Origin of the sequence: Nonomuraea lactucae (assembly GCF_003313395.1) — a bacterium.
GTDB classification, from domain to species: Bacteria; Actinomycetota; Actinomycetes; order Streptosporangiales; family Streptosporangiaceae; genus Nonomuraea; species Nonomuraea lactucae.
The window spans coordinates 1-22,946 of record NZ_QNFZ01000207.1; the positions used below are offsets into that span (position 1 = coordinate 1).

The window sequence follows — 22,946 nt, forward strand, 5'->3', positions numbered from 1 at the left end:
CGGCGTGCGCCCGCCGCGCCAGGCGGGCAGGCCCACCGCGGCCAGCACGACCAGCGCGGTGCCGCAGATGATGGCGAGCACCGGCACGGGCGCGACGAGCGCGGTGCCCAGCACGGCCACCGTCATCGCCCAGCCCCCCACGGCGCCCAGCACGATGCCGAGCAGGCCGAGCGAGCCGTGCTCGGCGAGGAGCAGCAGGGCGACCTGGCCCCTGGTGAAGCCCATCGACTTGAGCGTGGCCAGGTCGCGGAGCTGGCCGAGCACCCTGCCGCCCGCGGCGTTGGCCAGCGCGAGCGCGGCGGCGACCAGCCCGACCACGCCGAACAGCGCCAGCAGCGTGCCGAGCAGCCGGTTGTCGAGCTCCATCGCGGCGCGCACCTCGCGCCAGGTGTAGACGCGCTGGAGCTGGTCCTCCAGCATGACGACGACGCGCTGCGAGACGATCTGCGCCGCGTCGGCGTCGGACAGGCGCAGCCCGGTCACCCACTCGCTGCGGCCCAGCATGGGCTCGATCCGGTCGAGCATGCCCGGCAGGACCCAGACCAGGCCGGGCGTCCACTCGGGGTAGAAGCCCTGCTCGGCGGAGTGCGCGATGCCGCGTACGCGCAGGGTGTGGCGCTCGCCGCTCAGCGCGATGATCGTGAGCGACGCGCCGACCCTGAGCCGGAGCGAGGAGGCGAACGAGCGCTCGACCACCACGCCGTCGAGCCGGGAGGGGTCGAGCCAGCGGCCCTCGGCCACCACCGGGTGGGCGACCTGGGGCGGGGTGGCGGTCATGGAGCGCAGCGCCGCCGGCTCCTTCTTGCCGTCCTGCGCGACGGTGACGGGTGCGGAGCGGTACGGTCCGGCGACGCGGGTGACGCCGTCGATGTCGCCCAGCGCGGCCTGTGGGCTGTTCTTGGTGTAGAGCCACACGTGGGCGCCGTCGGTCTGGGCGAACAGGCCGCGCCATGGGTTGGTGCCGTCCTCCAGGAGCGTGACGGCGGTGATCAGGGCGGCCACGATGCCGGCCACGGCGAGCACGGTGAGGACCGCCTGCCCCTTCCTGGCCCGCAGGTCGGCCCTGATCCACCGGCCACCCGCTCTCGCTGTGCTCATCCTGTGCTCATCCTGTGCTCATCGCGGGGCGCTCATCGCAGGTCGATCACTTCGCCGGCCGTGCCGGTGCGCCTGCGCGCGATCCGGCCGTCGTCGACGATCTCGCCGTCGAACAGGGAGACCAGGCGGTCGGCCAGGCTGGCGACGCGGGCGTCGTGGGTGACCATGATGATCGTCTGGCCCTGCTTGTGCACGTCGCTGAGCAGCCGGAGGACGTCGCGGGTGTTGCGGCTGTCGAGGTTTCCGGTGGGCTCGTCGGCCAGCAGCACGCTGGGCTGGTTGGCCAGCGCGCGGGCCAGCGCGACGCGCTGCTGCTCGCCGCCCGAGAGCTGGCCGGGCGCTGCGTCGGCGCGCTCGGTGAGGTTGAGGGCGCCCAGCAGGCTCTCCCTGCGCTCGCGGGCCTCCTTGGGGGAGGCGCCGGCGAGCAGGGCCGGGAGCTCCACGTTGTCGGCCACGGTCATGTTGGCGACCAGGTTGAAGAACTGGAAGACGAACCCGATCTTCTTGCGCCGCAGCAGCGCCCAGGCGCTCTCGGACAGGGTGTCGACGCGCCGCCCGTCGAGCCAGATCTCGCCGCTGGTGCGGGTGTCGAGGCCGCCGAGCATGTGCACGAGGCTGGACTTGCCCGACCCGGACGGCCCCATGATCGCGACGAACTCGCCCGGCTCCACCTGCAGGTCCACCCCGCGTACGGCGGGCACGGGCACCGCCCCGTCGGAGTAGATCTTCACCAGGTGGACGGTTTTCAGGACCGGGCTCACGTCAGGTCCTCCTGGCATCGCTCCAGCCAGTCGAGGTCGGCCTGCAGGTGCAGCATGGCGCCCTCGATGAGCAGCACGGCCACGTTGTCGCCGGGCTCGGTGCGGGAGAGGAGGTCGTTGAGGTCGCCCATGAGGGAAAGATAGTGCCGCCGCTGCCGGTTGATGAGCGCCATCCGGTCGGCGATGCCGGTGAGCGGGGCCAGCACGAGCTTCATGAAGAACTCGTCGCGCACCCGGGGGCCTTCGGTGGGCTCGTCCACCCAGGTCATGAGGACCTCGCGGCCCTTGGTCGTCAGGTAGTAGACCTTCTTGTTGGGGCGGTTGGACTGCTCCACGTCGACGGCCCTGACCAGGCCGTCCTTCTCCAGCCTGCCGAGCGTCACGTATATCTGCCCGATGTTGGGGGAGGGGTATGCGCTGCCGAAGGTCTGCTCCAGTGCCTGCTTGAGCTCGTATCCGTGGGCCGGCTCTTTGGCCAGAAGCGCCAGCAGGTGTAGCCGCACGCCTCACCTCCCTTTGTGTTACGTAGGCGTTACAGAGCTATCCGTTGACCACCACATTACCTGTGTGCATAACATGAATGCATCTACCTAACACGTATGTAACCCCATTGAACATGGAGGTAACACGGGTGCTTCGCGCGCTTTCGCTCACCGTGGCCGTCCTGCTGGCGGCCGGGTGCGCTGGGGCGGGCGACGAGAACGGCGGCGACACCGGCACGGGCGGCACCGGCCCGATCACGTTCGCCACCGGGCGCGACACCACGGCGTACCTGCAACCCCTGCTGGACCGCTGGAACCAGGCCCACCCGGCCGAGAAGGTGACGCTCCTCGAACTGCCCGAGGCCGCCGACGAGCAGCGCGCTCAGATGGTGGCCAACCTCCAGGCCCGCAGCAGCCGCTACGACGTGCTCGGGCTCGACGTGGTGTTGACCGCGGAGTTCGCGGAGAACGGCTGGATCATCCCCCTGGAGCGCGGGCTCTTCCCGCTCGACAGGTTCCTGCCGCCTGTCGTGGAGACCGCGGTCTACAAGGACAAGCTCTGGGCGGTGCCGTACACGAGCAACGCGGGGCTGCTCTACTACCGCACCGATCTCGTGAGGAAGCCGCCCCGCACCTGGGCGGAACTTCGCCAAAAAGCACTAGAAGTAACTAAAAAGCACCATATAGGAGGTTACGGCGGACAGTTCCTCGCGTACGAGGGTCTGACGGTCAATTTCTCGGAGGCCGTGCAGTCGGCCGGCGGCCAGGTGGTCAGCCCCGACGGCACGAAGGTCACCCTCGACGTGGCCAAGGCCGGGACCGCGCTCGACTTCTTCCGCCAGGGCCTGCGCGAGGGCTGGATCCCCGCGGAGTCCCTGAACTACAAGGAGGAGGAGTCGCGCCTGGCCTTTCAGGACGGCCGCCTCGCCTTCGCTCGCAACTGGCCACACGCCTACGGACCGGCCAGGGCCGAGCTAGGCGGCAAGATGGCGGTCACCAGGCTGCCCGGGCTCGACGGGCCCGGTTCCAGCACGCTGGGCGGGGTCAACCTCGCCGTCAGCGCCTTCTCCGAGCACCAGCACACGGCACAGGAGTTCATCCGCTACTTCACGGGCCTGGACAACCAGCGCCGGGTGCTCACCGAGGGATCCTTCCCGCCGGTGTGGACCGAGCTCTACGACGACCCCGAGCTCATCGAGCGCTTCCCCTACCTGCCCGTGCTCAAGGAGAGCATCCTCGCCGCCAAGCCGCGGCCGGTGAGCGCGAACTACAACCAGCTGAGCCTGGTGATCGCCAGCTCGGTCGCCAAGGCGCTCAGTCCCCCCTACGCGGAGCCCGCCCAGGACGTCGCGGCCTCCCTGAAGTCCGAACTCGAAGAGATCATCCGAACTCAGTAAGGATCCCCCCATGAGGACAGCCAGAGCAGCAGCGGTACTGGCCGGGCTCGCGGTCGCGGTCGCCGCCTGCGGCAACGCTCCGACGACCACGCAGCCCACAGCGTCGAGTTCGGCGAGCGCGGGCGGCGCGAAGACGCTGGAGGGCGTCAAGCTCGAGGTCGCCGCCAAGTGGACCGGTGACGAGCAGAAATACTTCCAGCAGGTGCTCAAGGCCTTCACCGAGAAGACCGGCGCCAAGGTCACCTACGCCTCCACCGGCGAGGACACCGGCGCCTACCTCGGCCCGCGCATCCAGGGCGGCAGCCCGCCCGACGTCGCGATCCTGCCCCAGCCGGGCCTGGTGCAGCAGTACGCCAAGCAGAACGCCCTCAAGCCGGTCACCGACGCGGTCAGCAAGCAGCTCGACACCAACTACACCCCGTACTGGAAGGAGCTCGGCTCCGCCGACGGCAAGGTGTACGGCGTCCTGGTCAAGGCGGCCCACAAGTCGCTGGTCTGGTACCGCACGCAGGCCTTCGAGGACGCCGGCGTGCAGCCGCCGACCAACTGGGACGAGCTGGTCAAGGCCTCGCAGACCATCGCCGACTCCGGCACCCCGCCGTTCTCGCTCTGCGGCGCCTCCGCCTGGACGCTGACCGACCTGTTCGAGAACGTCTACCTGTCCACGGCCGGCCCCGAGAAGTACGACCAGCTCTCCAAGCACGAGATCCCGTGGACCGACCCGAGCGTCGCCACCGCGCTGGAGAAGATCCAGCAGATCGCGGGCAAGAAGGAGTTCGTCCTCGACGGCAGCTCGGGCGCGCTGCAGACCGACTTCCCCACCTGCGTGACCAAGGTCTTCGGCCAGAAGAAGGCCGCCATGATCATCGAGGCCGACTTCGTGGCCACCCCCGTGGTCCAGTCGAAGGCCAAGGTGGGCGAGGACGCCAAGGTCTTCCCCTTCCCCAAGGCCGGTGACACGACCCCGGTCATCCTCGGCGGCGACGTCGCGGTCGCGATGAAGGACTCGCCCGGCGCCATGGCGCTGCTGGAGTTCCTCGCCTCCAAGGAGGGCGGCGAGATCTGGGCCAAGCTCCCCGGCTACCTGTCGCCCAACAAGAACGTCTCCCCCGACAACTACCCCGACCCGCTGACCAAGCAGCTCGGCCAGACGATCGTGTCGGCCGGCGACGCCGTCCGCTACGACATGTCGGACCTCGCGCCCAGCGCGTTCGGCGGCACCGACGGCAAGGGCGAGTGGAAGGTCCTGCAGGACTTCCTGCGCAACCCGAGCGACGTCAAGGGCGCCCAGGAGGCACTCGAGGCCGAGGCCAAGAAGGCCTGGAAGTAAAGAGGTATGGCCGTGACCGACAGGTTGGACGGCCCGGCGGCCCCGCGCGAGGAGAGCGACTCGCGCGGGGACTCCCCCGCACCGGCTGACGCCCCCCACACGACACGACGCTTCGGCCCCTCCCCCGTGATCGCGATCGCCTTCCTCCTCCCGGCGGCGCTGCTGCTGGGGGTCTGGGTGGTCTACCCGATCGTCTACTCCGTCTTCCGCAGCCTCTTCGACGCCTCCGGCACCGGATTCACCGGCCTGGGCAACTACGCCACGATCTTCACCGACGGCGCGATGCTCACCACGATCAGGAACAACCTGATCTGGGTGGTCGTGGCCCCGATCGTGATCACCACGCTGGGCCTGATCTTCGCGGTGCTGACCGAGCGCATCAGGTGGGCGACGGCGTTCAAGCTGATCGTGTTCATGCCGATGGCCGTATCGCTCATGGCCGCCGGCGTGATCTTCCGCCTCGTGTACGAGGAGGACCCGGACAAGGGCCTGGCCAACGCCGTCCTCACCACCGTCCACGACACGTTCTCCTCCTCACAGGGCTACCCGGAGGCGCGTCCCCGCGAGGGCGACCAGTCGCCGGTCGCCGCGCAGGGCGGCGCGGTCGTCACCAAGCAGGCCGCCCAGACGGGGCGGCCGGTGCTGATCCCGATCGTCGGCATCAAGCCGGCCGTCATGCCGGGCAACGCGCAGGCCGCCAAGACCCCGCAGGGCGGCAACGAGCTGTCGGGCACGGTGTGGTTCGACTTCACCCCGGGAGGCGGCGGCAAGAACGGCGCCGTCGACGGCACCGAGAAGGGCCTGCCCGGCATGACCGTCGAAGCGGTCAGCGACGGCAGGGTCGCCGCGACCGCCACGACGGCCGAGGACGGGTCGTTCCGCTTCGAGGGGCTGCCGGCGGGCTCCTACGTCGTGCGGCTCCCGCAGTCCAACTTCGAACCCGCCTACCGCGGCCTCACCTGGCTCGGCAGGACGCTCATCACGCCGGCGATCATCGGCGCGTTCGTCTGGGTCTGGGCCGGGTTCGCCATGGTGCTGATCGCGGCCGGCCTCGCGGCCATCCCGCGTGACGCCCTGGAGGCGGCCCGCATCGACGGCGCGACGGAGTGGCAGGTGTTCCGCAGGATCACCGTGCCGCTGCTCTCGCCGGTGCTCCTCGTCGTCTTCGTGACGATGATCATCAATACGCTGAAGGTGTTCGACCTGGTCTTCATCATCGCGCCGTCGTCGGTCCAGCCGGACGCCAACGTGATCGCGCTGGAGATGTGGCGAGTGTCGTTCGGCGGCGGGAACAACCAGGGGCTCGGCAGTGCTCTGGCGATCTTCCTGCTCGTGCTGGTCCTGCCCTTCATGATCATGAACATTCGCAGGTTCAGGAGGGAGAACGCATGACGACCGCGACTGCTACGACTCCCGTCACCGAACTTCACACGGGCGCGCCCCGAAGGGGCGTCGCCGGCCGGATCGTCGACCGCCTCGGCGGTGGCGCCGTCCAGGTCGTCATGGTGCTGCTCGGCGTGTTCTGGCTGGTCCCGACGCTCGGCCTGCTGGTCGTCTCGTTGCGGTCGGTGGAGGTCAACAACGCCGAGGGCTGGTGGACCGTCTTCACCAAGCCCGCCGAGCTCACCATCGCGAACTACCGCGACCTGCTGGCCAGCGGCTTCACCGCGTCGTTCTGGAACACCGTGGCCATCACCGTGCCGACCACGATCCTGGTGATCGGCATCGCCGCCATGGCCGCCTACGCGTTCGCGTGGATGGAGTTCCCGGGCCGCGACACGCTGTTCCTCATCGTGGTCGGGCTGCTGATCGTGCCGATCCAGATCGCGCTCATCCCGATCGCCTCGCTCTACGGCGGCATGGGGATCTTCGGCACGATCCCCGGCGTGGTCCTGTTCCACGTCGCGTTCGGCCTGCCGTTCGCGATCTTCCTACTCCGCAACTTCTTCATCGGCATCCCGTCGTCGCTGCTGGAGGCGGCGCGGATGGACGGGGCGAAGGAGTGGAAGATCTTCGCCTCGGTGGTCTTCCCGCTGGGCAAGCCGGCGATCGCCTCGCTCGGCATCTTCCAGTTCCTCTGGGTGTGGAACGACATGCTCATCGCGCTGGTCTTCGCCAACACCGACAGCCAGCCGATGACCAAGGCGCTCCAGTCCCAGATGCGGCAGTTCGGCAACAACGTGGACATCCTCTCCTCCGGCGCCTTCCTGTCGCTGATCGTCCCGCTGATCCTGTTCTTCGCGTTCCAGCGCTACTTCGTGCAGGGCATGATGGCGGGCTCGGTCAAGTAGCGCCCCCGGGCACCCGTGTCCCTCGGGGGGGGTGCGGGTTCCCGGCTGTGATCATTCTGGTACGGCCCGCGTGCCACGATTCGCACGCAGGCCGTACCAGACCTGGATAAGCTCATCGGCCATGGCCGGTCGTCCCCTGAACGAAGTCGTCGAAGCCGGATGGGCCCAGGCTCTGGAGCCCGTCGCCGAGCGGATCTCCCACATGGGCGAGTTCCTCCGCAACGAGATCGCCGAAGGCAGGCAGTACCTCCCCGCGGGCGCCCACGTGCTACGCGCCTTCAACCAGCCCTTCGACGAGGTCAAGGTGCTGATCGTCGGGCAGGACCCCTACCCGACCCCCGGGCATCCCATCGGGCTGTCCTTCTCCGTGGCCGCCGACGTGCGGCCGCTGCCCGGCAGCCTGGTCAACATCTACAAGGAGATGGAGACCGACCTGGGCCTGCCCCGCCCCACCAACGGCGACCTGACCCCCTGGGCCGACCAGGGCGTCCTGCTGCTCAACAGGGTGCTGACCGTGATGCCGGGCAAGCCCGCCTCGCACCGCGGCAAGGGCTGGGAGGAGGTCACCGAGCAGGCCATCCGCGCCCTGGTGGCGCGCGGCGGGCCGCTGGTGGCCATCCTGTGGGGCCGCGACGCCCGCAACCTGGCCCCGATGCTCGGCGGCGTGCCGCGCATCGAGTCGGCCCACCCCTCGCCACTGTCGGCGCGCAACGGCTTCTTCGGCTCCCGCCCCTTCAGCCGGGCGAATGAGCTGCTCGTCCAGCAAGGCGCCACCCCTGTGGAGTGGAAGCTGCCCTAGCATCATCGCCATGAGCGATAACGAGAAGTTCCTGCGCCTGACGGTCGAGCTGACCGTCGAAGTGCTCGACGTCGACGCGCTGCAGGCCGCCGCGCTCGCCGAGATCCGGCACCCCGACGCCGACCTCAACGACGAGGAGCGGGCCGAGCAGGCCGAGCTCGTCGCGTCCGACGAGACCGGCGCCTCCGCGCTGCAGTGGCTCATCGAGCCCGACCACGTGCTGCAACTGGTCGACCACATCGACGAGATCGAGCCCCGCGAGGCCATGCTGGGCGTCGAGCCCTCCGAGGCCCCCGCCGAGGACGAGGAAGAGGAGCATGACCACAGCTGACGCTCAGCGCGAGCCGCGGCGCCGGTCGGCGCCGCGGCTCCGCGTGTGCCCGGCACCGAGAGGGGGCGCGCAGTGATCGTCGCGTTCTCCATCACCCCGCTGGGTGTCGGCGAGGGGGTCGCCGAGCCGGTGGCCCGCGCCGTCCGGGTCGTCCGCGAGAGCGGGCTGCCCAACCGGACGGACGCCATGTTCACCACCGTCGAGGGCGAGTGGGACGAGGTGATGGCCGTCGTCAAGCGGGCGGTGGACGCGGTGGCCGAGGTGGCGCCGCGGGTGAGCCTGGTGCTCAAGGCCGACCTCCGGGAGGGGGTCACCGACGGGATGACCGGCAAGCTGGAGTCCCTGGAACGCCACCTGCCCTGACCTTGGGCCTCCCGGCAGCCGGGAAGGCGTGGGGGCGAAGCGCAGAGGAGACACAGAGGAGACACAGCCATGGGTCCGTCTCGGCCGCCGGGGCAGACGTCCGAGCCGGCGGGCCCCGCACCGCTGATCGCCGGTGGCGACATCGAGGTGATGCGCGAGCTGGTGACACGGTCCTTCGCCCCCCACCGGCTGCAGATCATCCGGAGCCACCCGGCCGGCGGCCGCTACGCGATCCGGCACCAGGGCGACATCTCCCTGCACGCGCTGGCCTACGGGGCCGAGATCCGGGTGCTGCCCCAGGAACTGCCCGGATTCCACAACATCCACATCCCCCTGTCGGGGGGCGGATCGCTGACGGTCGACGGCCGGGAGGTGACGTCGCGGCTGACCGTCATCGGGCCGCGACAGCACCTGGACATGCACTGGAGCGCCGACAACGACACGCTCATCGCGAACATCCCGTCCGCGCTGGTCGAGGGCGCCCTGGCCGAGTTACTCGGCGACTCACCGCGTACACCTCTGCGCTTCGAGCCGGCCATCGGCGACAGCACCGCGATCAGCCAGGCGCTGGTGGCGATCGCCGCCGCCGCGGCGGCGCCCGGCCCCTTCCCGTTCGCCGCCTCAGCGCTGGCCGAGCACCATTTCGAGCAGTTCGTCCTGCACACCCTGCTCACCTCCCAGCCGCACAACCACTCGGCGGCGATGTCGGCGCCCACCGCTCCGGCGACACCCGCCTCGCTGCGGCGGGCGCGCTCGTACTGCCACGATCACGCCGCCGAGGCCGTCACCCTGGGCGACATCGCCGCAGCGGCCCGGATGAGCGTCCGGACCCTGCAGCAGAGCTTCCGCGAGCACCTCCAGACCACACCGATGGCCTACCTGAGGTCGGTACGCCTGGAGCACGCCCACCGCGACCTCCTCCACATCGCCGCGACCGGCGGCCACACCACCGTCACCGAAGTGGCGCTGCGCTGGGGATTCACCCACCTGGGCCGGTTCGCCACCCTCTACAAGGCGACCTACGGCCAGTCGCCCTCCCAGACGCTCCGGGCGCACGACGCCACCTGAGCCGGGCAGGCGGCTCGCTCCGGATCCGCACCGGATCAGCGGCGAATTCGCGGAGGCCGTTGCTACCATCCCCGACGCGCTCGTTCCACCGACCGAGGACCCGCCGAGCGGGTCGCGCACGGCAACTTCCCTGAGGCGAGCCGAGCCGCTGCGATGGCTCGCCCGCTGACGAGCATCCTCGGCGTGACCCAGGAGCACGGCCGGGGCCGTGCCCGGTGAGATCGCGGTCGTGGCGTTCGACGACGTGGTGACCGCCCGGCACAGCGATCGTCATCATCGTACGTAAGTGCCGGAGCTCCAGTTGCACGACCGTTGCTCCCTTCGAGAATGTCCGCGCGGGAACTCTCAATCGGGGAAGTGGCAGGCAGCCTGGCGTCCCCGCACAAGCCTCAAGACAGGTGCCTCCTGGCGGCAGATGTTCTGCGCCTTCGCGCAGCGGGGGTTGAAGGTGCAGCCGGCCGGTGGGGAGGCGGGGTTGGGCGGGTCACCAAGCAGAACGATCCGTTCGCGGTCCTGTTCCAGGTCGGGATCGGGAAGAGGGACCGCCGACACAAGGGCCCTGGTGTAAGGGTGAGCGGGATCGGCGTACACGGTCTTCCGGTCACCGATTTCCACGATACGGCCGAGATACATGACCGCGACCCGGTCACACATGTGGGCCACGACCGAGAGGTCATGGGCGATGAAGACGTAGGCGAGACCCTCCTCCTCCTGAAGTTTCCGCAGCAGGTTGACGATCTGCGCCTGGATCGACACGTCCAAAGCGGAGACGGGCTCGTCGCAGATGACGAGTTTCGGCCGGGACGCCAGCGCGCGGGCGATGCCGATGCGCTGGGCCTGGCCGCCGGAGAACTCGTGCGGGTAGCGGTCGGCGTGCTCTGCGCCCAGGCCGACGCGCTCCAGCAGGGCGATAGTCCCGTCCCTGTCCAGCAGACGCCTCGGCCCGGAGATGATCTGCGCGGCAGTTCTGCGCGGGTTGAGGGAGGTGAACGGATCCTGGAAGACCATCTGGAGATCCCCACGCAGGGGGAGCAACCGCCGCCGGCTCACGTGGGTGATGTCGCGGCCGTCGAAGGTCACCTGTCCGCCGGAGGGTTCCAGCAGGCGGACGATCATCCGGCCGGTGGTCGACTTGCCGCATCCGGACTCGCCGACCAGGCCAAGCGTTTCGCCCTGCCGTACGGAGAAGGAGACCCCGTCCACGGCGCGCACCCCGCCTCGGAAGGTCATTCGCAGGTCGTTGACGTCGAGGAGGGGACTCATGTTGCTGCTCCGGGATAGTGGCAGGCCAGGCCTGCGATGAACGCAGGGCGTTCGGTGGCGCAAATCTCCGCGGACGCACGTGCGTAGATGGGGCAGCGGGGGTGGAAGCGACAGCCCTGCGGTGGTGTCAGGAGTGAGGGCGGGCTGCCGGGGATCGCCTGAAGCGGCCCGCCCCCTCCGAGGTCGTGGCGGGGAATCGAGTCGAGCAGGCCCCGGGTGTAAGGGTGGCCGGGCGTCTTGAACACCTGCCGGGCCGGCGCGTGCTCGACCGGAGCTCCGCCGTACATCACCATGACCTCGTCGGCGACGCGCGCCACCACCCCCAGATCGTGGGTGATCATGATGACGGCGACGCCGCGCTCCTCCTGGATCTTCTTGATCAGTTCCAGGATCTGGGCCTGGATGGTCACGTCCAGGGCGGTGGTGGGCTCGTCCGCAATCAGCAGGTCGGGTTCGCAGACCAGTGCCATCGCAATCATCACGCGTTGTCTCATGCCGCCGGAGAACTGATGCGGGTAGTCGGCCACGCGTGCTCTCGGCGAGGGGATGCCGACATCGGCGAGCATCTCGACGGCGCGCTCCCGCGCCGCCCGCCTGGACGCCTTGGCGTGCAGCCGGTAGCCCTCGGCGATCTGCTCGCCGACCGTGTAGTACGGATGCAGCGACGACAGCGGATCCTGGAAGATCATCGACATGCGTGACCCGCGGAGCGCGCGCAGCCGAGAGGGCGAGGCTCCGACGAGTTCCTCTCCGTCGAAGACGATGGAACCTTCGACGATGGCGTTGCGGTGCAACCCCATCACGGCCAGCGAGGAGACCGACTTGCCGGATCCCGACTCTCCGACGATACCCAGGGTCCGGCCCTGATGAGCCGTGAACGACACCCCGTCCACGGCGGTCCCCGCGGCGAAGGTCACCCGCAGGTCAGTGACCTGGAGCAGCGCTGTCATGCGTACCTCACCCGTGGGTCGATGCCCGCGTAGACCAGATCCACGACCAGATTGGCGACAGTGATGAAGAAGGCGGCCAGAAGGGTGACGCCCAGCATGACCGGCTGGTCGGCCTTGAAGATCGCGTCGTAGGTGAGCTGGCCGATGCCGGGCAGTCCGAAGACGTGTTCGGTGATGACCGCGCCGGCCAGCAGGCCGCCCAGGTCCATGCCGAAGATGGTGACGATGGGAGTCAGGGCGGAGCGCATGCCGTGCTTGGTGACGACGGTCCGCTCGTGCAGACCCTTGGCGCGGGCTGTCCGGATGTACGGCTGACCCATTGTCTCGATCATTGAGGATCGCGTCTGCCTGGCGTACATGGCCGCGTACAGGCTGGCCAGCGTCACCCACGGCAGCAGCAGGTTGGTGGCCCAGCCGACGGGGTCCTCGGTGAGGGGCCGGTAGTCCGGGTACGGCAGGAACTCGAGGTATTGGACGAGCACGAGCAGCAGAATCATGGCGGTGAAATAGACGGGGACGGAAGCGGAGGCGAGGGTGCCGGCCATCAGGGTCCGGTCGAGCGCGCTGCCCTTGCGCAGCGCGGATGCGACCCCGATCAGCACGCCGACCGTCAGCCAGAGCAGCGCCGCGCCCAGGGCAAGCGAGACGCTGACCGCCATCCGGTCGGTGAGCAGGTCCCAGACGGGCAGGGAGTTCTGGTAGGAGTAGCCGAAGCAGGGGAAGGCGCAGCCGTCGCGACCTGCCGCGATGCCGGAGACGTAGGCGGCGAACTGCTCGTGGATCGGCCGGTCCAGCCCCATCTCCTGGCGGACCAGCGCGATCTGCTCGCTGGAACAGGTCTTGCCGCACGCGTGTACCGCGGGGTCGGTAGGCAGCACGTAGAAGATCGTGAAGGTGACGGCGCAGATCACCAGGAGCACGCCGGCTACCGCGAGCACCCGTTTGCCGAGGTAGAGGATCATGCGTTCGTCCCGCGTGGATCGAGGGCGTCACGCAGGGCGTCGCCGAGGAGGGTGAAGGCCAGCACGGTGAGGAACAGGCACACGCTCGGCACGATGAAGTAGCTGGGTACGACCTGGTACCACTTCAGCGAGTCGTCCAGCATCTGCCCCCAGCTGGGGGTGGGCGGCCGTACGCCGACGCCGAGGAACGACAGGGCCGCCTCCGTGCCGATGTTGGCTGGAATGGCCAGCGTCGTGTAGACGAGGATCGGGCCGGTGATGTTGGGCAGCATTTCTTTGAACAGGATGTGCGCCGCGCGCCCGCCGCCAACTCTGGCCGCGTCGACGAACTCCTGGTGCTTGAGCGACAGCGCCTGCCCCCGCACGATGCGCCCGACGTACGGCCAGCTGAACATCGACATGATGGCGATGAGCAGCAGCACCCGGTTGGCGTCGGGCGCGACCGACAGCAGCGCCAGCATGAAGATCAGGCTGGGGAAGGACATCACCAGGTCCATGACCCGGCACAGGATCGTGTCCGTCCGGCCGCCGACGTAACCTGCCACCAGCCCGATCACGGTCCCGGCCACCACGGTGACCGCTGTGGCGGCCACCGAGATGAGCAGCGAGACCCGCGCGCCGTAGACGATCCTGGCGAAGACGTCGCGACCCGTGCCCGGCTCCACGCCCAGCCAGTGCTCCGCTCCGATCCCGCCGAGATCACCATACGGCACGCCGCCGAGCGAGCGGTCGATCGCGCTCTTGTCGAAGGTCTGCACGTCCCACCCGCTCAGGGCGGTCAGCAGCGGCGCGCCGAGTGCCACGGCGACGAAGACGGCCACGATCGAGGCCCCGAACAGGGCAGCCGGGTCTCTTTTGAGCCGGTCGAAGGCGATCCGGCCGGGCGAGCGGCCGGATCGTGTCGAAGGGGTGGTCGCCATGCCTATTTCTTGATCCCGAGGGTGGCGTAGTCGAACTGCCCGGACCAGATGAGATGGCCGAAGGCGCCGGCCACCTTGGACCCGGTCAGCAGCGGCTTGCGCTCCCACAGCAGCGGGATCATCGGGGCCTTCTGCATGATCTGCGCGTCCAGATCCACCCATGCCTGGTTGGCGGCCTTGAGATCGGTCATCGCGTAGATCTCGTCGATCCTGTCCATGGTGGCCTTGTCCTTGAAGAGCGCGACGTTGCCGCTGTTGCCCCTCTTGGTGATGGTGCGCCCGTCGAACATCATCGGGATGAACGACGATCCCGACGGATAGTCCTGGCACCAGCCGTAGGTGGCCATGCCCTCGAACTTGCTCGTGTCGCCGATCGTGTCGTAGTAGACCGACGGGTCGTAGCTATTGATCTCCACCTCGACGCCCACCCGCTTGAGCGACTCCTGGAGGGCCGTCGCCGCGTTCTTCTCGCCGGTGCTGGAATGCAGGGTGACCTTGACCGGGGTGCTCACGCCTGACTCGGCGATGAGCTGCTTGGCCCTCTCGATGTCACCGGTGGGCGGAACCTTCAGGGTGTCGTGCGGTGTGCCGCCGGACAGGGCGGGCGGCAGGTAGGCGGTGGCGATCTCACCGGCGGCCGGACCTCCCTTGACGGTCTGGTAGGCCTCCTTGTCGATGGCGTACTGCAGGGCGAGACGGAACTTGGCGTTGTCGAAGGGAGGCTTCTGGGTGTTCATCGCGATCACGTCGGTGCATCCGCGGATCTCGTTGTGGAAGCGGGATCTCACCTTCGGATTGTTGAGAATCTTGGCGAAGCTCTCACCGTTGACGTCGGCGTATGTCACGGCCGTCTGGTCTTCACCTTGGTCGGCGATGAGCCGGTCGTCGATCACGCTCTGCCGTAAGCCCTGCTTGACCACGATCTTTTCCGGCAGCGCCTGGCGCGTGGTGTCGGTGGCCGAGGCCCAGTGCTCGTTGCGGACCAGGACCATCTCCTTGCCACGGCTGTAGGTCTCGATCTTGTAGGGACCGGAGGAGAAGACGCGATTGTCGTACTGCTCCTTCGTGTCCTTGGCTTTGGGCACCGGACTGAAGCTGGGCAGGGTGGTGTAGTACGGGAACTCGGCGACCTGGCGCTTGAGCTTGAAGACGATGGTCTTCTCGTCCGGGGTCGCGATCGAGGCGAGTTCGCCGTCCTTGTAGGGACCCGTGTACTTCTCCGCGCCGACCAGGACGGACTTGTGGTAGTTAGGGCCGCCGGGCAGTTCCGGAGCGAAAGAACGCTCCAGGTTGTACTTGATGTCGGCGGACTTGATAGGTGAGCCGTCTTCGTACTTCAGGCCCTCCTTGAGGGTGAATGTCCAGGTCCTGCCGCCATCCGACATCTCGCCCGTGGTCGTGGCGAGGTCGGGCACGATCTCCAGGCTGGCTGCGCCCGGTTCGGCCTTGAATGTGACCAGCGAGCGGTACAGGTATCGGAGACCGAAGTCCATCTGCGGCATCGTCCAATTGCGTGCCGGGTCGAGGTGCTCGAAGTCCTGGTTCGACAGGATCGTCAACGTGCCGCCCTTGGCCGCGTCTGCGGCGGGGGCAGCCGTCCCGCCGCAGGCGGCGACGGTCATCAGAACCCCGGCGGCCAGCAGTTTCTTGTGCATGTGTCACTCCGTCGTGGCGCCGATGACGCCAGCAGCTGTGTAAGGGGGGTCAGAGCAGGCGCAATCAGCCGCTCACCCAGACGCTAAGCACGATGTGATATGTAAAATTTCACGTGTGACACGGCAGCGCAAGGCCCAGTTTCCGCCAGTGGAGGTCATCTGATCACTGGAGTCACATCGCAGCGCACCCGAACGTGGGACTCGGGCAGTATCCGTAGTCGTCCGACAGTCGCGGGCCGGAACGCTCCACCGCGCCGCCCTCTGGACTTGACGCCGCATCAAAGATTGGGCCTTGCGCCCAGTCAAATACAATGTGAAATTTTACATGGCATTTGACCCTCACACCCCCCAAGAGGTAGCCATGCCCAAGCCGCTCTTAGCCGTGCTCTGCTCCATCGTCGCCCTCCTCTCACCGCTCGCGTCACCAGCTGAAGCTGCCGCCGAGCCACCCACGCAGGAGCGCCAGACACCGCAGAAACCGGCGTCCACCACTCTCACCAAGCACGACTCCCGGGCGCACGTTCACGTCAAGTTCGCGGAAGGAAGCCAGGTCCGGCTGCGCGATGGCCACCTGACCTCCACCGCTGGGACCGATCTGTCGGCGGTCGAGAACGTGCTGGAGTCAGGCTCGGTCTCGGCCGTGCAACGACTCTTCACCGCGGCAGAGGAGACGCTACAAACGTTCACCGGCCAGGCGGCCACTCGCTCGGGCCGCCCGCAAGCCGACCTGAACCAGTGGTACCGCCTGACCCTGCGCCCGGGCAGTGACCCCGCGGCCGTCATAGACAGACTCAACGCGCTGGACCAAGTCGAGATCGCCTACGCTGAACCGCTCGCGGCCCCTCCCCCGATCGCTCCGGACTTCACTCCTCGCCAGGGTTACCGCTTGCCCGCCACCAGCAGCGGCATCGATGCCGACTACGCCCGTACCGTCCCCGGTGGCACCGGCGGCAACGTGCGCGTGGCCGACATCGAATACTCCTGGAACTTCTCCCATGAGGACCTGTCCAAGGCCCGCGTCCCTGGAACGTTGGTCGCCAACGGCACGCCCAGCGACCCCTTCAACAACAACAACCACGGCACCGCCGTGCTGGGTGAACTCGTCGGCGACAACAACAGCGGCGGAGTGACCGGCCTGGTCCCCGACGCTCAGCTCCGGGTCACCAACGCCAGCAACACCCAACGCGGCTGGGACGTCGCCAACTCCGTCATCACGGCGGCACGCGCGCTCCGGCCCGGCGACGTGCTGCTCATCGAGCAGCAGACGCCCGGCCCGGCCGGCTGCTCGGGTTACGTCGCCCCCGAATGGATTCCCGCGATCTACGATGCGATCGTCGCCACGACGTCCTCGGGCATACACGTGGTCGAGACCGCGGGCAATGGCTCGATGAACCTGGACAACCCCTGCTTCGGCACCAGGTTCCCGCGAGGCATGCCGGACTCCGGCGCGATCATCGAGGGCGCCGGTGCGGCTCCCGGCTGCGGAACCGCCCGCACCCGGCTGAACTTCTCCACCTACGGAAGTCGCATCGACGTCCAGGGCTGGGGCAACTGCGTGGTGACCTCCGGGTACGGAAACCTCTACAACACCGGTGGCTCCAACAGCTACTACACCCACACCTTCGGCGGCACCTCCAGTGCGGGCCCCATCGTGGCCTCAGCCGCCGCCTCCCTGTCCAGCGTCGCCAAGCAGCGGGGCATCAGCCTGACCCCCCTCGACCTGCGCGCACGGCTGAAGGCCACCGGCACCCCACAGGTGAATCCCGCCACCGGGAACATCGGCCCGCTGCCCAACCTGCGTGCCGCCATCAACGCCCTGCCCGGAGGCGGCAACCAAGTGCCGAACGCGGCCTTCACCTGGTCGGCCACCGGCCTGACGGTGAGATTCACCGACACCTCCACCGACCCTGACAGCACCATAACCTCGCGCCAGTGGGACTTCGGTGACGGCACCACCTCCACCTCGGCCGCCCCCGAGCACGCCTACAGCACCCCAGGCACCTATGCGGTGCGGCTGACCGTCACGGACGACGACGGCGCCACCTCCACGGCCACGAAGCAGCTAACGGTGTCTTCGGGCGGATCCACACCGGAATGCACCTCCAGCAGGACCGATGAGCTCGGCCGCAACTGCCGGCGCAGCAACCTGTCAGCCGCCACCGGCAAGTACGAGTACTTCTTCCTATGGGTGCCCGCCGGAGTCTCCAAGCTGGTCATCCACTCCAGCGGGAGCACCGGAAATGCCGACCTGTACTACAGCAACAGGAACTGGGCCACCACCACCTCCTACACCCAGCGCTCCACCAACGCCGGCAGCGCGGAAACCCTGACCGTCAACAACCCGGCCTCCGGCTACCACTACATCAGTCTGTACGCCACGCAGGCGTTCAGCGGAGCGGCGGTCAACGTTGAGTTCTAAAACCCGCGAAAGCGCGTAATCCGGGCGCCTGCAGAGACTCCTCCCTGGTGAAGGAAGCGCAACCTTCTCTGACACGCGGGACGCAAGAGGCGTACCGTGGCAGACCAGGAGTCTCCCCTCAAATCGCATCGTCGCTGTCGTCGGCGGTCTCCTGGCTTCGGCTCTCGTCATCCCCGCACATGCCTGCACATGCCCGCACATGCCCGCACATGCCACGCCAAGGAGGCCGCCGCGTCCGGAGAGCCGGTCACGGCCAAGGAGGCCTTCCAGGTCGCCTCGTTCTGGCCGGCGAGCAAGCGGCCACGCCTTCACGGTGGCGAGGGCGCGCCGCCGACAAGGCGGTCCAGAACTGCCAGGCCGGGCCCCGCACCTGACACTCGACTGGGACGGCCAGCGGATCTCGACCGTCGACCTGTTCGCGTCGGGGCTCGTGCTGATGGCCGAGGAGCGGGGGGTGGCCTGGACGGAAGCCGGGCGATTCGTCCAGGAACGCCTGGGCCGTGCTCAGGCAGATCCTCAGCCGCTGAGCATGCGAAGAGTCCGCCCCCGCCCTCCACGCCATAGCCCTTGCAGCCCTTACGGACCTTACGACCCTTACGGACCTTACGACCCTTACGGACCTTGGGTGCCGTTGGGGCCCTTGCGGCCTTGCGGCCCTTACCGCCTTGCGGCCCTTACCGCCTTGCGGCCCTCGCGGCCCTCGCGGCCCTCGCGGCCCTCGCGGCCTTGCGGTCTTGCGGTCTTGCCGTCCTTGCGGCGAGCAGCGCCCACTTCTCGGCCCGCTCCTCGCATCCCTGACTGTCGCGACGTCAGGCCGCCAGGGTCCCGGGAGGGTTGGAATGCCGGCAGCCTGCGAGTGGGACCAGAGGGACCATCGGGGGAAGGTTGTGGCCCGCCTTCCGGGGTGCGCGTGGCCAGGCGTCCAGCGAGCCGGTGAAGCCCGAGGGTGGGGCCACCTTGAGGCAGGTGAACTGGCCTGTGCCCGGCATCGGGCGCACCTTCAGTCGCCTGACCCCACGCGGGCGGGTTGAGGCGGCCTTTTCCTGTGGGTGCCTGGCGCGGCGCGCGTAGGTGAGGGCGGGGGTGTGGTCGTCGCATGGGGTGAGCTGGACCCCGAATGATGGGGTGCCGGGGAAGGGGGACTGATCCGAGCCGTTCAGGTGGAGATGGTCGTCGATCAGGCGGATCGTGGCTTTTCGGTGGTTGGAGAGGAACGCCAGGTGATCAGTGAGGAGGCGGTCGGCCACCGTGCGCAGCAGGCTGGTCGCGCAGAGGCTGTGGGCGCAGGCTGTGCCCTCGATGGTGATCTCCGGAAGGGCGAAGCGGCGGAGCCCACGGGAGGTGACGCTCAGGCAGTCACAGGTCTCCCCGCCTTCGGCCGGGTCCGGCAGCCCTGTGTCTCCGGCTGCCTCGTCTCGCCGCGCCCCCTTGGACGCCGGGGCATGGACGGCCCTTGAGGCTGGGGCGGGCCGGGTGGCGGGAGTCTGCCTGCGACCGGCCCGGCGGGCCGGGTCACACATGGTCATGAATGCGTGCGGGGCATCGTGTGTCGAGTCGCGCGGGGGCGTGGATGCGTGCGGGGCCTCGTGTCTCGAGTCGCGCGGGGGTGCGGGTGCCTGACTGCGACCGGCCTCAGGGGTGGGCCCCAATGATGCCGTGGTGGCGGTCGTGTGTTCAGGGCTGTCGGCTGGGTGGCGTGGCGGGCAGCATCGGGTGGAGAGGCGAGGGTGGATGTCCCAGCCCAGCCAGTCGTCGGCGAGGCGGAACCGGGGCGGCTCGTCGGGGCATCTGTCGCAGGTGGGGATCGTCGTGCCTGTCAGGGGGTCGATGACCAGGCCGCCGCACGCTCGGGCCAGGGCACGGGCCGTGGCGCGGGCTACCTGGACGTTGGCGGGGAGCTCGTGCGGGGGGGCGGTGGTGGTGACGAGCAGGTGGTGCCGGGCGCGGCGCAGCAGATGCCGTTCGTCGTCGGTCAGCGCGAGGCCGGCAGGTCTCCATGGGGATCTGTGATGGGTGACGGCCAGCCTCGGGGTGCCGAACGCGGTCATCGCGGCCTTTCTGTACGGCGGGCCGACGCGCCATGGCACCAGGGACTCCACCGAGCAGGGCATCCGCTCGACCGCGACGACGAACAGGCAGCGCAGCGTGCCAGGCAGCGCTAGTGCGATCTTCATGAGGGCCTCCGGGGTTGGTCAGGCCCTCAGGATGGGCAAGGAGCGTGGGGGGAGGGGCGGCAGAGCGGCGTTCTGTGGATAGCTGGGCGGAGTGCTGTGCGGTCCTGGGGACAGCCGGTCGGGCAGGTGGGCCGGTCGGTCGGGTGGGCTCGTCCCGGCTGGAGGCGGACCGACGTGCGGGTATGTCCCTGTGCTGGGCATTAGCGCGCTCCTCCGGGCCTTTCGAGCGGGCCCCCGGGGACGGCTTGAGCGAGCTAACGCGCCGTAGCGCGAGGGCCGTGCCAGCGGGGACGGCCGTGCGGGCTGGCGGGTGGTTCCCGTGGGGAGCCGGGTGCGCCCCCGAGCGGCAGTGGAGCGATCCCGTGTGGCTCTCCGGGGGTCCGGTACGGCTTTGGGGGCGGGGTGGCGTGCGTCCTTGGGGCGGGAGTCTCCTTTGAGGCGGCGGTGCAGGTTGGTTGGGGGTCGGTGCGAGGGGCAGGGATGCGGGCTGCTTGCGGAAGGGAGTGCGGGCTGCTTGGGGGCCGGAGTGCGGGCTGCTTGGGGGCCGGAGTGCGGGCTGCTTGGGGGGCGGAGTGCGGGCTGCCTAAGGGGTGGCGGGCTTGGTTCGGGTCAGGGGTCGGGGCGGCAGATGGCGAGGGTTTGGCCGGGGAGGCGGAGGCCGTCCGCCCTGAACGAGACCGGGTCGTCGGACGCCAGCAGTACGGCCCCGGCCCGTACCGGTAGCGTCACCGAATCGCCGCCGAAGTTCACCGCCACGCACAGCGCCCCGCGCCACATGAGCAGCCAGTCGCCCTCCGGGTCCGCCTCCACCCGTACCCGGTCGAAGCGCGGGTCCGACAGCTCGGGCAGCGCCTTGCGCAGCGCGATCAGGTCGCGGTACCAGCACAGCAGTGACCAGTGCGTCTCCTCCTTCAGCTCCCCCCAGTCGAGCTTCGACATCTGGAACGTGTCCTCGTCCGAGGGGTCCGGGGCCTCCCAGGCATAGCCGAACCCCTCGAACTCCCGCTCCCTGCGCCCGCTCTCGCTCTCGCGCAGCCCCGGCTCCACATGGTCGGAGAAGAACAGGAACGGCGTGCGCGCCCCCCACTCCTCCCCCATGAAGAGCATCGGCGTGAACGGCGACGTCAGCAGCAGCCCGGCCCCGAGCCGGAGGGCCGGCTGCGGTAGCCGGTCGCCGGCCGGGCGGTTGCCGATCTGGTCGTGGTTCTGCAGGCAGGCGACCAGCCGGTGGCCGGGCACCCCCGTGTACGGGCTCCCGTGGGAGCGTCCGCGGAAGCTGGAGTGGCCGCCGTCGTGCAGGACGCCGGAGGTCAGCACCTTGGCCAGGGCCTCCAGGCCGGCGAAGTCCGCGTAGTAGCCGTGCGTCTCGCCGCTGACCGCGGTGTGCAGCGCGTGGTGGACGTCGTCGTCCCACTGCGCGGTCATGCCGAGCCCGCCGGCGTCGAGCGGACGGACCATGCGCGGGTCGTTCAGGTCGGACTCGGCGATCAGCGACAGCGGGCGGCCGAGGGCGCAGGCCAGCGCGTCGACCTCGGCCGACAGCTCGGCCAGCAGGTGGGTGGCCCGCTTGTCGTGCAGGGCGTGCACGGCGTCCAGCCGGAGCCCGTCGATGTGATAGTCGCGCAGCCACTGCAGCGCGTTCCCGATGAAGTAGCGGCGCACCTCGTCGGAACCCGGCCCGTCGAGGTTGACCGCCTCGCCCCAGTAGCTCCCGGCGTGCCCGGAGAAGTAGGGGCCGAACGGGTGCAGGAAGTTGCCGGAGGGCCCGAGATGGTTGTAGACCACGTCGAGGATGACGCCGACGCCCTCACGGTGGCAGGCGTCGACGAACGACTTGAGCCCGTCGGGCCCGCCATAGGTCTCGTTGACCGCGTAGAGGTCGACCCCGTCGTAGCCCCAGTTGCGCGCGCCGGGCACCGGGGCTACCGGCATGACCTCGACGAAGTCGACGCCGAGCTCGACCAGGTGTCCGAGCCGCTCGATGGCGGCCTCGAACGTCCCCTCCTGCGTGAACGTACCGACGTGCAGCTCGTAGATCACGGCGCCGCGCAGGTCGCGCCCGGTCCATTCGTCGTCGGCCCAGGTGAAGTGCCCGTGGTCGTAGACGGCGCTGAGGCTGAAGATCCCCTCCGGCTGCCGTCGGGAGCGGGGGTCGGGGTACGGCCCTCCGCCGTCGAGAACGTACCCGTAGCGGGTGCCGTGGGTGGCCTCGGGCACATCGAGTGCCCACCAGCCGCCCAGCCGCGAGGACATGGCCCGCCGACCGCCGAGAACGTCGACCTCGACGGCCGTGGCCTTCGGTGCCCACACCTCAAAGATCATGTCTCTCCAGGAGTGCGACGGGATACTGATGGAGCAGGTGAGCCAGGGGGACGCGGCCGGTGTAGAGGCCGCCGGTGAGCAGGTCGCGCCAGGCGCCCGGAGGCAGGGTGAGCGTGGTCGCCCCCCATCCGGAACGTCCGCCTCCGGAACGTCCGCCTCCGGAACGTCCGCCTCCGGGACGTCCGCCTCCGGGACGTCCGTCTCCGGAACGTCCGTCGCCGGTCGAGGCGCCGCGGCGGGCGAGCCGCACCGGGAGCCGGGTGGCGACCGCCACCGCCTGCGCCCGCGAGCCACCCCCCGCACCACCCTCGGAGAAGGCACCACCGCCACGCGCGAAGGCGATGGCGTGCTCGGCCGCCTC

At 69.2% G+C, this 22,946-nt stretch carries 19 protein-coding genes and 1 pseudogene; 9 read left to right on the forward strand and 11 right to left on the reverse strand.

What is annotated here, in order from left to right:
- From DQW85_RS12950 to DQW85_RS12960, 3 genes are all read right to left on the reverse strand, one after another.
- Nucleotides 1-1,098: ABC transporter permease (locus DQW85_RS12950; protein WP_205315083.1), on the reverse strand; the 1,098-nt coding region annotated here is incomplete at its 3' end.
- Nucleotides 1,099-1,130: 32 nt separating this feature from the next.
- The gene (locus DQW85_RS12955) at nt 1,131-1,859 is read right to left on the reverse strand and encodes an ABC transporter ATP-binding protein (protein ID WP_240197138.1); all 729 of its coding nucleotides are present in this window, start codon (nt 1,857-1,859) and stop codon (nt 1,131-1,133) included.
- A complete protein-coding gene (locus DQW85_RS12960; protein ID WP_113700570.1) occupies nt 1,856-2,362 on the reverse strand; it encodes a PadR family transcriptional regulator in 507 nt (168 codons plus the stop codon). The genes DQW85_RS12955 and DQW85_RS12960 overlap by 4 nt, the downstream gene beginning before the upstream one ends.
- Nucleotides 2,363-2,490: 128 nt before the next feature.
- Here DQW85_RS12960 and DQW85_RS12965 point away from each other — a divergent pair, with 128 nt between their 5' ends.
- The 8 genes from DQW85_RS12965 to DQW85_RS13000 all read left to right on the forward strand — a co-directional run bounded on the left by DQW85_RS12965 (nt 2,491) and on the right by DQW85_RS13000 (nt 9,920).
- Complete coding sequence (locus DQW85_RS12965) at nt 2,491-3,738, forward strand: ABC transporter substrate-binding protein (RefSeq protein WP_240197139.1); 1,248 nt, start codon at nt 2,491-2,493, stop codon at nt 3,736-3,738.
- A gap of 10 nt (nt 3,739-3,748) precedes the next feature.
- Entirely contained in the window at nt 3,749-5,068 is a 1,320-nt protein-coding gene (locus DQW85_RS12970) for an ABC transporter substrate-binding protein (RefSeq protein ID WP_113700571.1), read from the forward strand.
- A gap of 12 nt (nt 5,069-5,080) precedes the next feature.
- Nucleotides 5,081-6,460, forward strand: a complete 1,380-nt coding sequence (locus DQW85_RS12975; protein WP_420819158.1) for an ABC transporter permease — start codon at nt 5,081-5,083, stop codon at nt 6,458-6,460.
- Entirely contained in the window at nt 6,457-7,359 is a 903-nt protein-coding gene (locus DQW85_RS12980) for a carbohydrate ABC transporter permease (RefSeq protein WP_113700573.1), read from the forward strand. Before DQW85_RS12975 ends, DQW85_RS12980 begins: the two co-directional genes overlap by 4 nt.
- Nucleotides 7,360-7,480: 121 nt before the next feature.
- A complete protein-coding gene (locus DQW85_RS12985; protein ID WP_113700574.1) occupies nt 7,481-8,158 on the forward strand; it encodes a uracil-DNA glycosylase in 678 nt (225 codons plus the stop codon).
- 10 nt (nt 8,159-8,168) lie between these two features.
- The gene (locus DQW85_RS12990) at nt 8,169-8,489 is read left to right on the forward strand and encodes a hypothetical protein (protein ID WP_113700575.1); all 321 of its coding nucleotides are present in this window, start codon (nt 8,169-8,171) and stop codon (nt 8,487-8,489) included.
- A gap of 72 nt (nt 8,490-8,561) precedes the next feature.
- Entirely contained in the window at nt 8,562-8,852 is a 291-nt protein-coding gene (locus DQW85_RS12995; protein WP_113700576.1) for an MTH1187 family thiamine-binding protein, read from the forward strand.
- A 69-nt stretch (nt 8,853-8,921) separates the two neighbouring features.
- Nucleotides 8,922-9,920: an AraC family transcriptional regulator gene (locus DQW85_RS13000; protein WP_113700577.1), complete on the forward strand. Its 999-nt coding sequence runs from the start codon at nt 8,922-8,924 to the stop codon at nt 9,918-9,920.
- 345 nt (nt 9,921-10,265) lie between these two features.
- On the opposite strand, the gene DQW85_RS13005 is transcribed toward DQW85_RS13000, so the two are convergent.
- Genes DQW85_RS13005 through DQW85_RS13025 form a run of 5 tightly spaced genes read right to left on the reverse strand, consistent with a single transcriptional unit; the run spans nt 10,266 to nt 15,670 of the window.
- Nucleotides 10,266-11,183, reverse strand: a complete 918-nt coding sequence (locus DQW85_RS13005) for an ABC transporter ATP-binding protein (protein WP_113700578.1) — start codon at nt 11,181-11,183, stop codon at nt 10,266-10,268.
- Nucleotides 11,180-12,133 carry an ABC transporter ATP-binding protein gene (locus tag DQW85_RS13010; RefSeq protein WP_113700579.1) on the reverse strand — a complete coding sequence of 318 codons (954 nt, stop codon included), beginning with the start codon at nt 12,131-12,133 and terminating at the stop codon, nt 11,180-11,182. Before DQW85_RS13010 ends, DQW85_RS13005 begins: the two co-directional genes overlap by 4 nt.
- Nucleotides 12,130-13,095, reverse strand: a complete 966-nt coding sequence (locus tag DQW85_RS13015) for an ABC transporter permease (protein WP_113700580.1) — start codon at nt 13,093-13,095, stop codon at nt 12,130-12,132. Before DQW85_RS13015 ends, DQW85_RS13010 begins: the two co-directional genes overlap by 4 nt.
- Entirely contained in the window at nt 13,092-14,015 is a 924-nt protein-coding gene (locus DQW85_RS13020) for an ABC transporter permease (RefSeq protein WP_113700581.1), read from the reverse strand. The genes DQW85_RS13015 and DQW85_RS13020 overlap by 4 nt, the downstream gene beginning before the upstream one ends.
- A 2-nt stretch (nt 14,016-14,017) precedes the next feature.
- Nucleotides 14,018-15,670, reverse strand: a complete 1,653-nt coding sequence (locus DQW85_RS13025) for an ABC transporter substrate-binding protein (protein WP_113700582.1) — start codon at nt 15,668-15,670, stop codon at nt 14,018-14,020.
- A gap of 361 nt (nt 15,671-16,031) precedes the next feature.
- On the opposite strand from DQW85_RS13025, the gene DQW85_RS45805 reads away from it, so the two are divergent.
- Nucleotides 16,032-18,089, forward strand: coding sequence for a PKD domain-containing protein (locus tag DQW85_RS45805; protein ID WP_240197140.1), 2,058 nt, complete (start codon nt 16,032-16,034; stop codon nt 18,087-18,089).
- An 809-nt stretch (nt 18,090-18,898) separates the two neighbouring features.
- Here the strand turns inward: DQW85_RS45805 and DQW85_RS44435 are convergent.
- From DQW85_RS44435 to DQW85_RS13045, 3 genes and pseudogenes are all read right to left on the reverse strand, one after another.
- Nucleotides 18,899-20,263, reverse strand: a complete 1,365-nt coding sequence (locus tag DQW85_RS44435) for a hypothetical protein (RefSeq protein ID WP_162794940.1) — start codon at nt 20,261-20,263, stop codon at nt 18,899-18,901.
- Nucleotides 20,264-20,872: 609 nt separating this feature from the next.
- A complete protein-coding gene (gene treZ, locus DQW85_RS13040; protein WP_113700584.1) occupies nt 20,873-22,585 on the reverse strand; it encodes a malto-oligosyltrehalose trehalohydrolase in 1,713 nt (570 codons plus the stop codon).
- Nucleotides 22,575-22,946, reverse strand: a pseudogene (locus tag DQW85_RS13045) (hypothetical protein); the annotation flags it as partial. The gene treZ and the pseudogene DQW85_RS13045, both read right to left, overlap by 11 nt.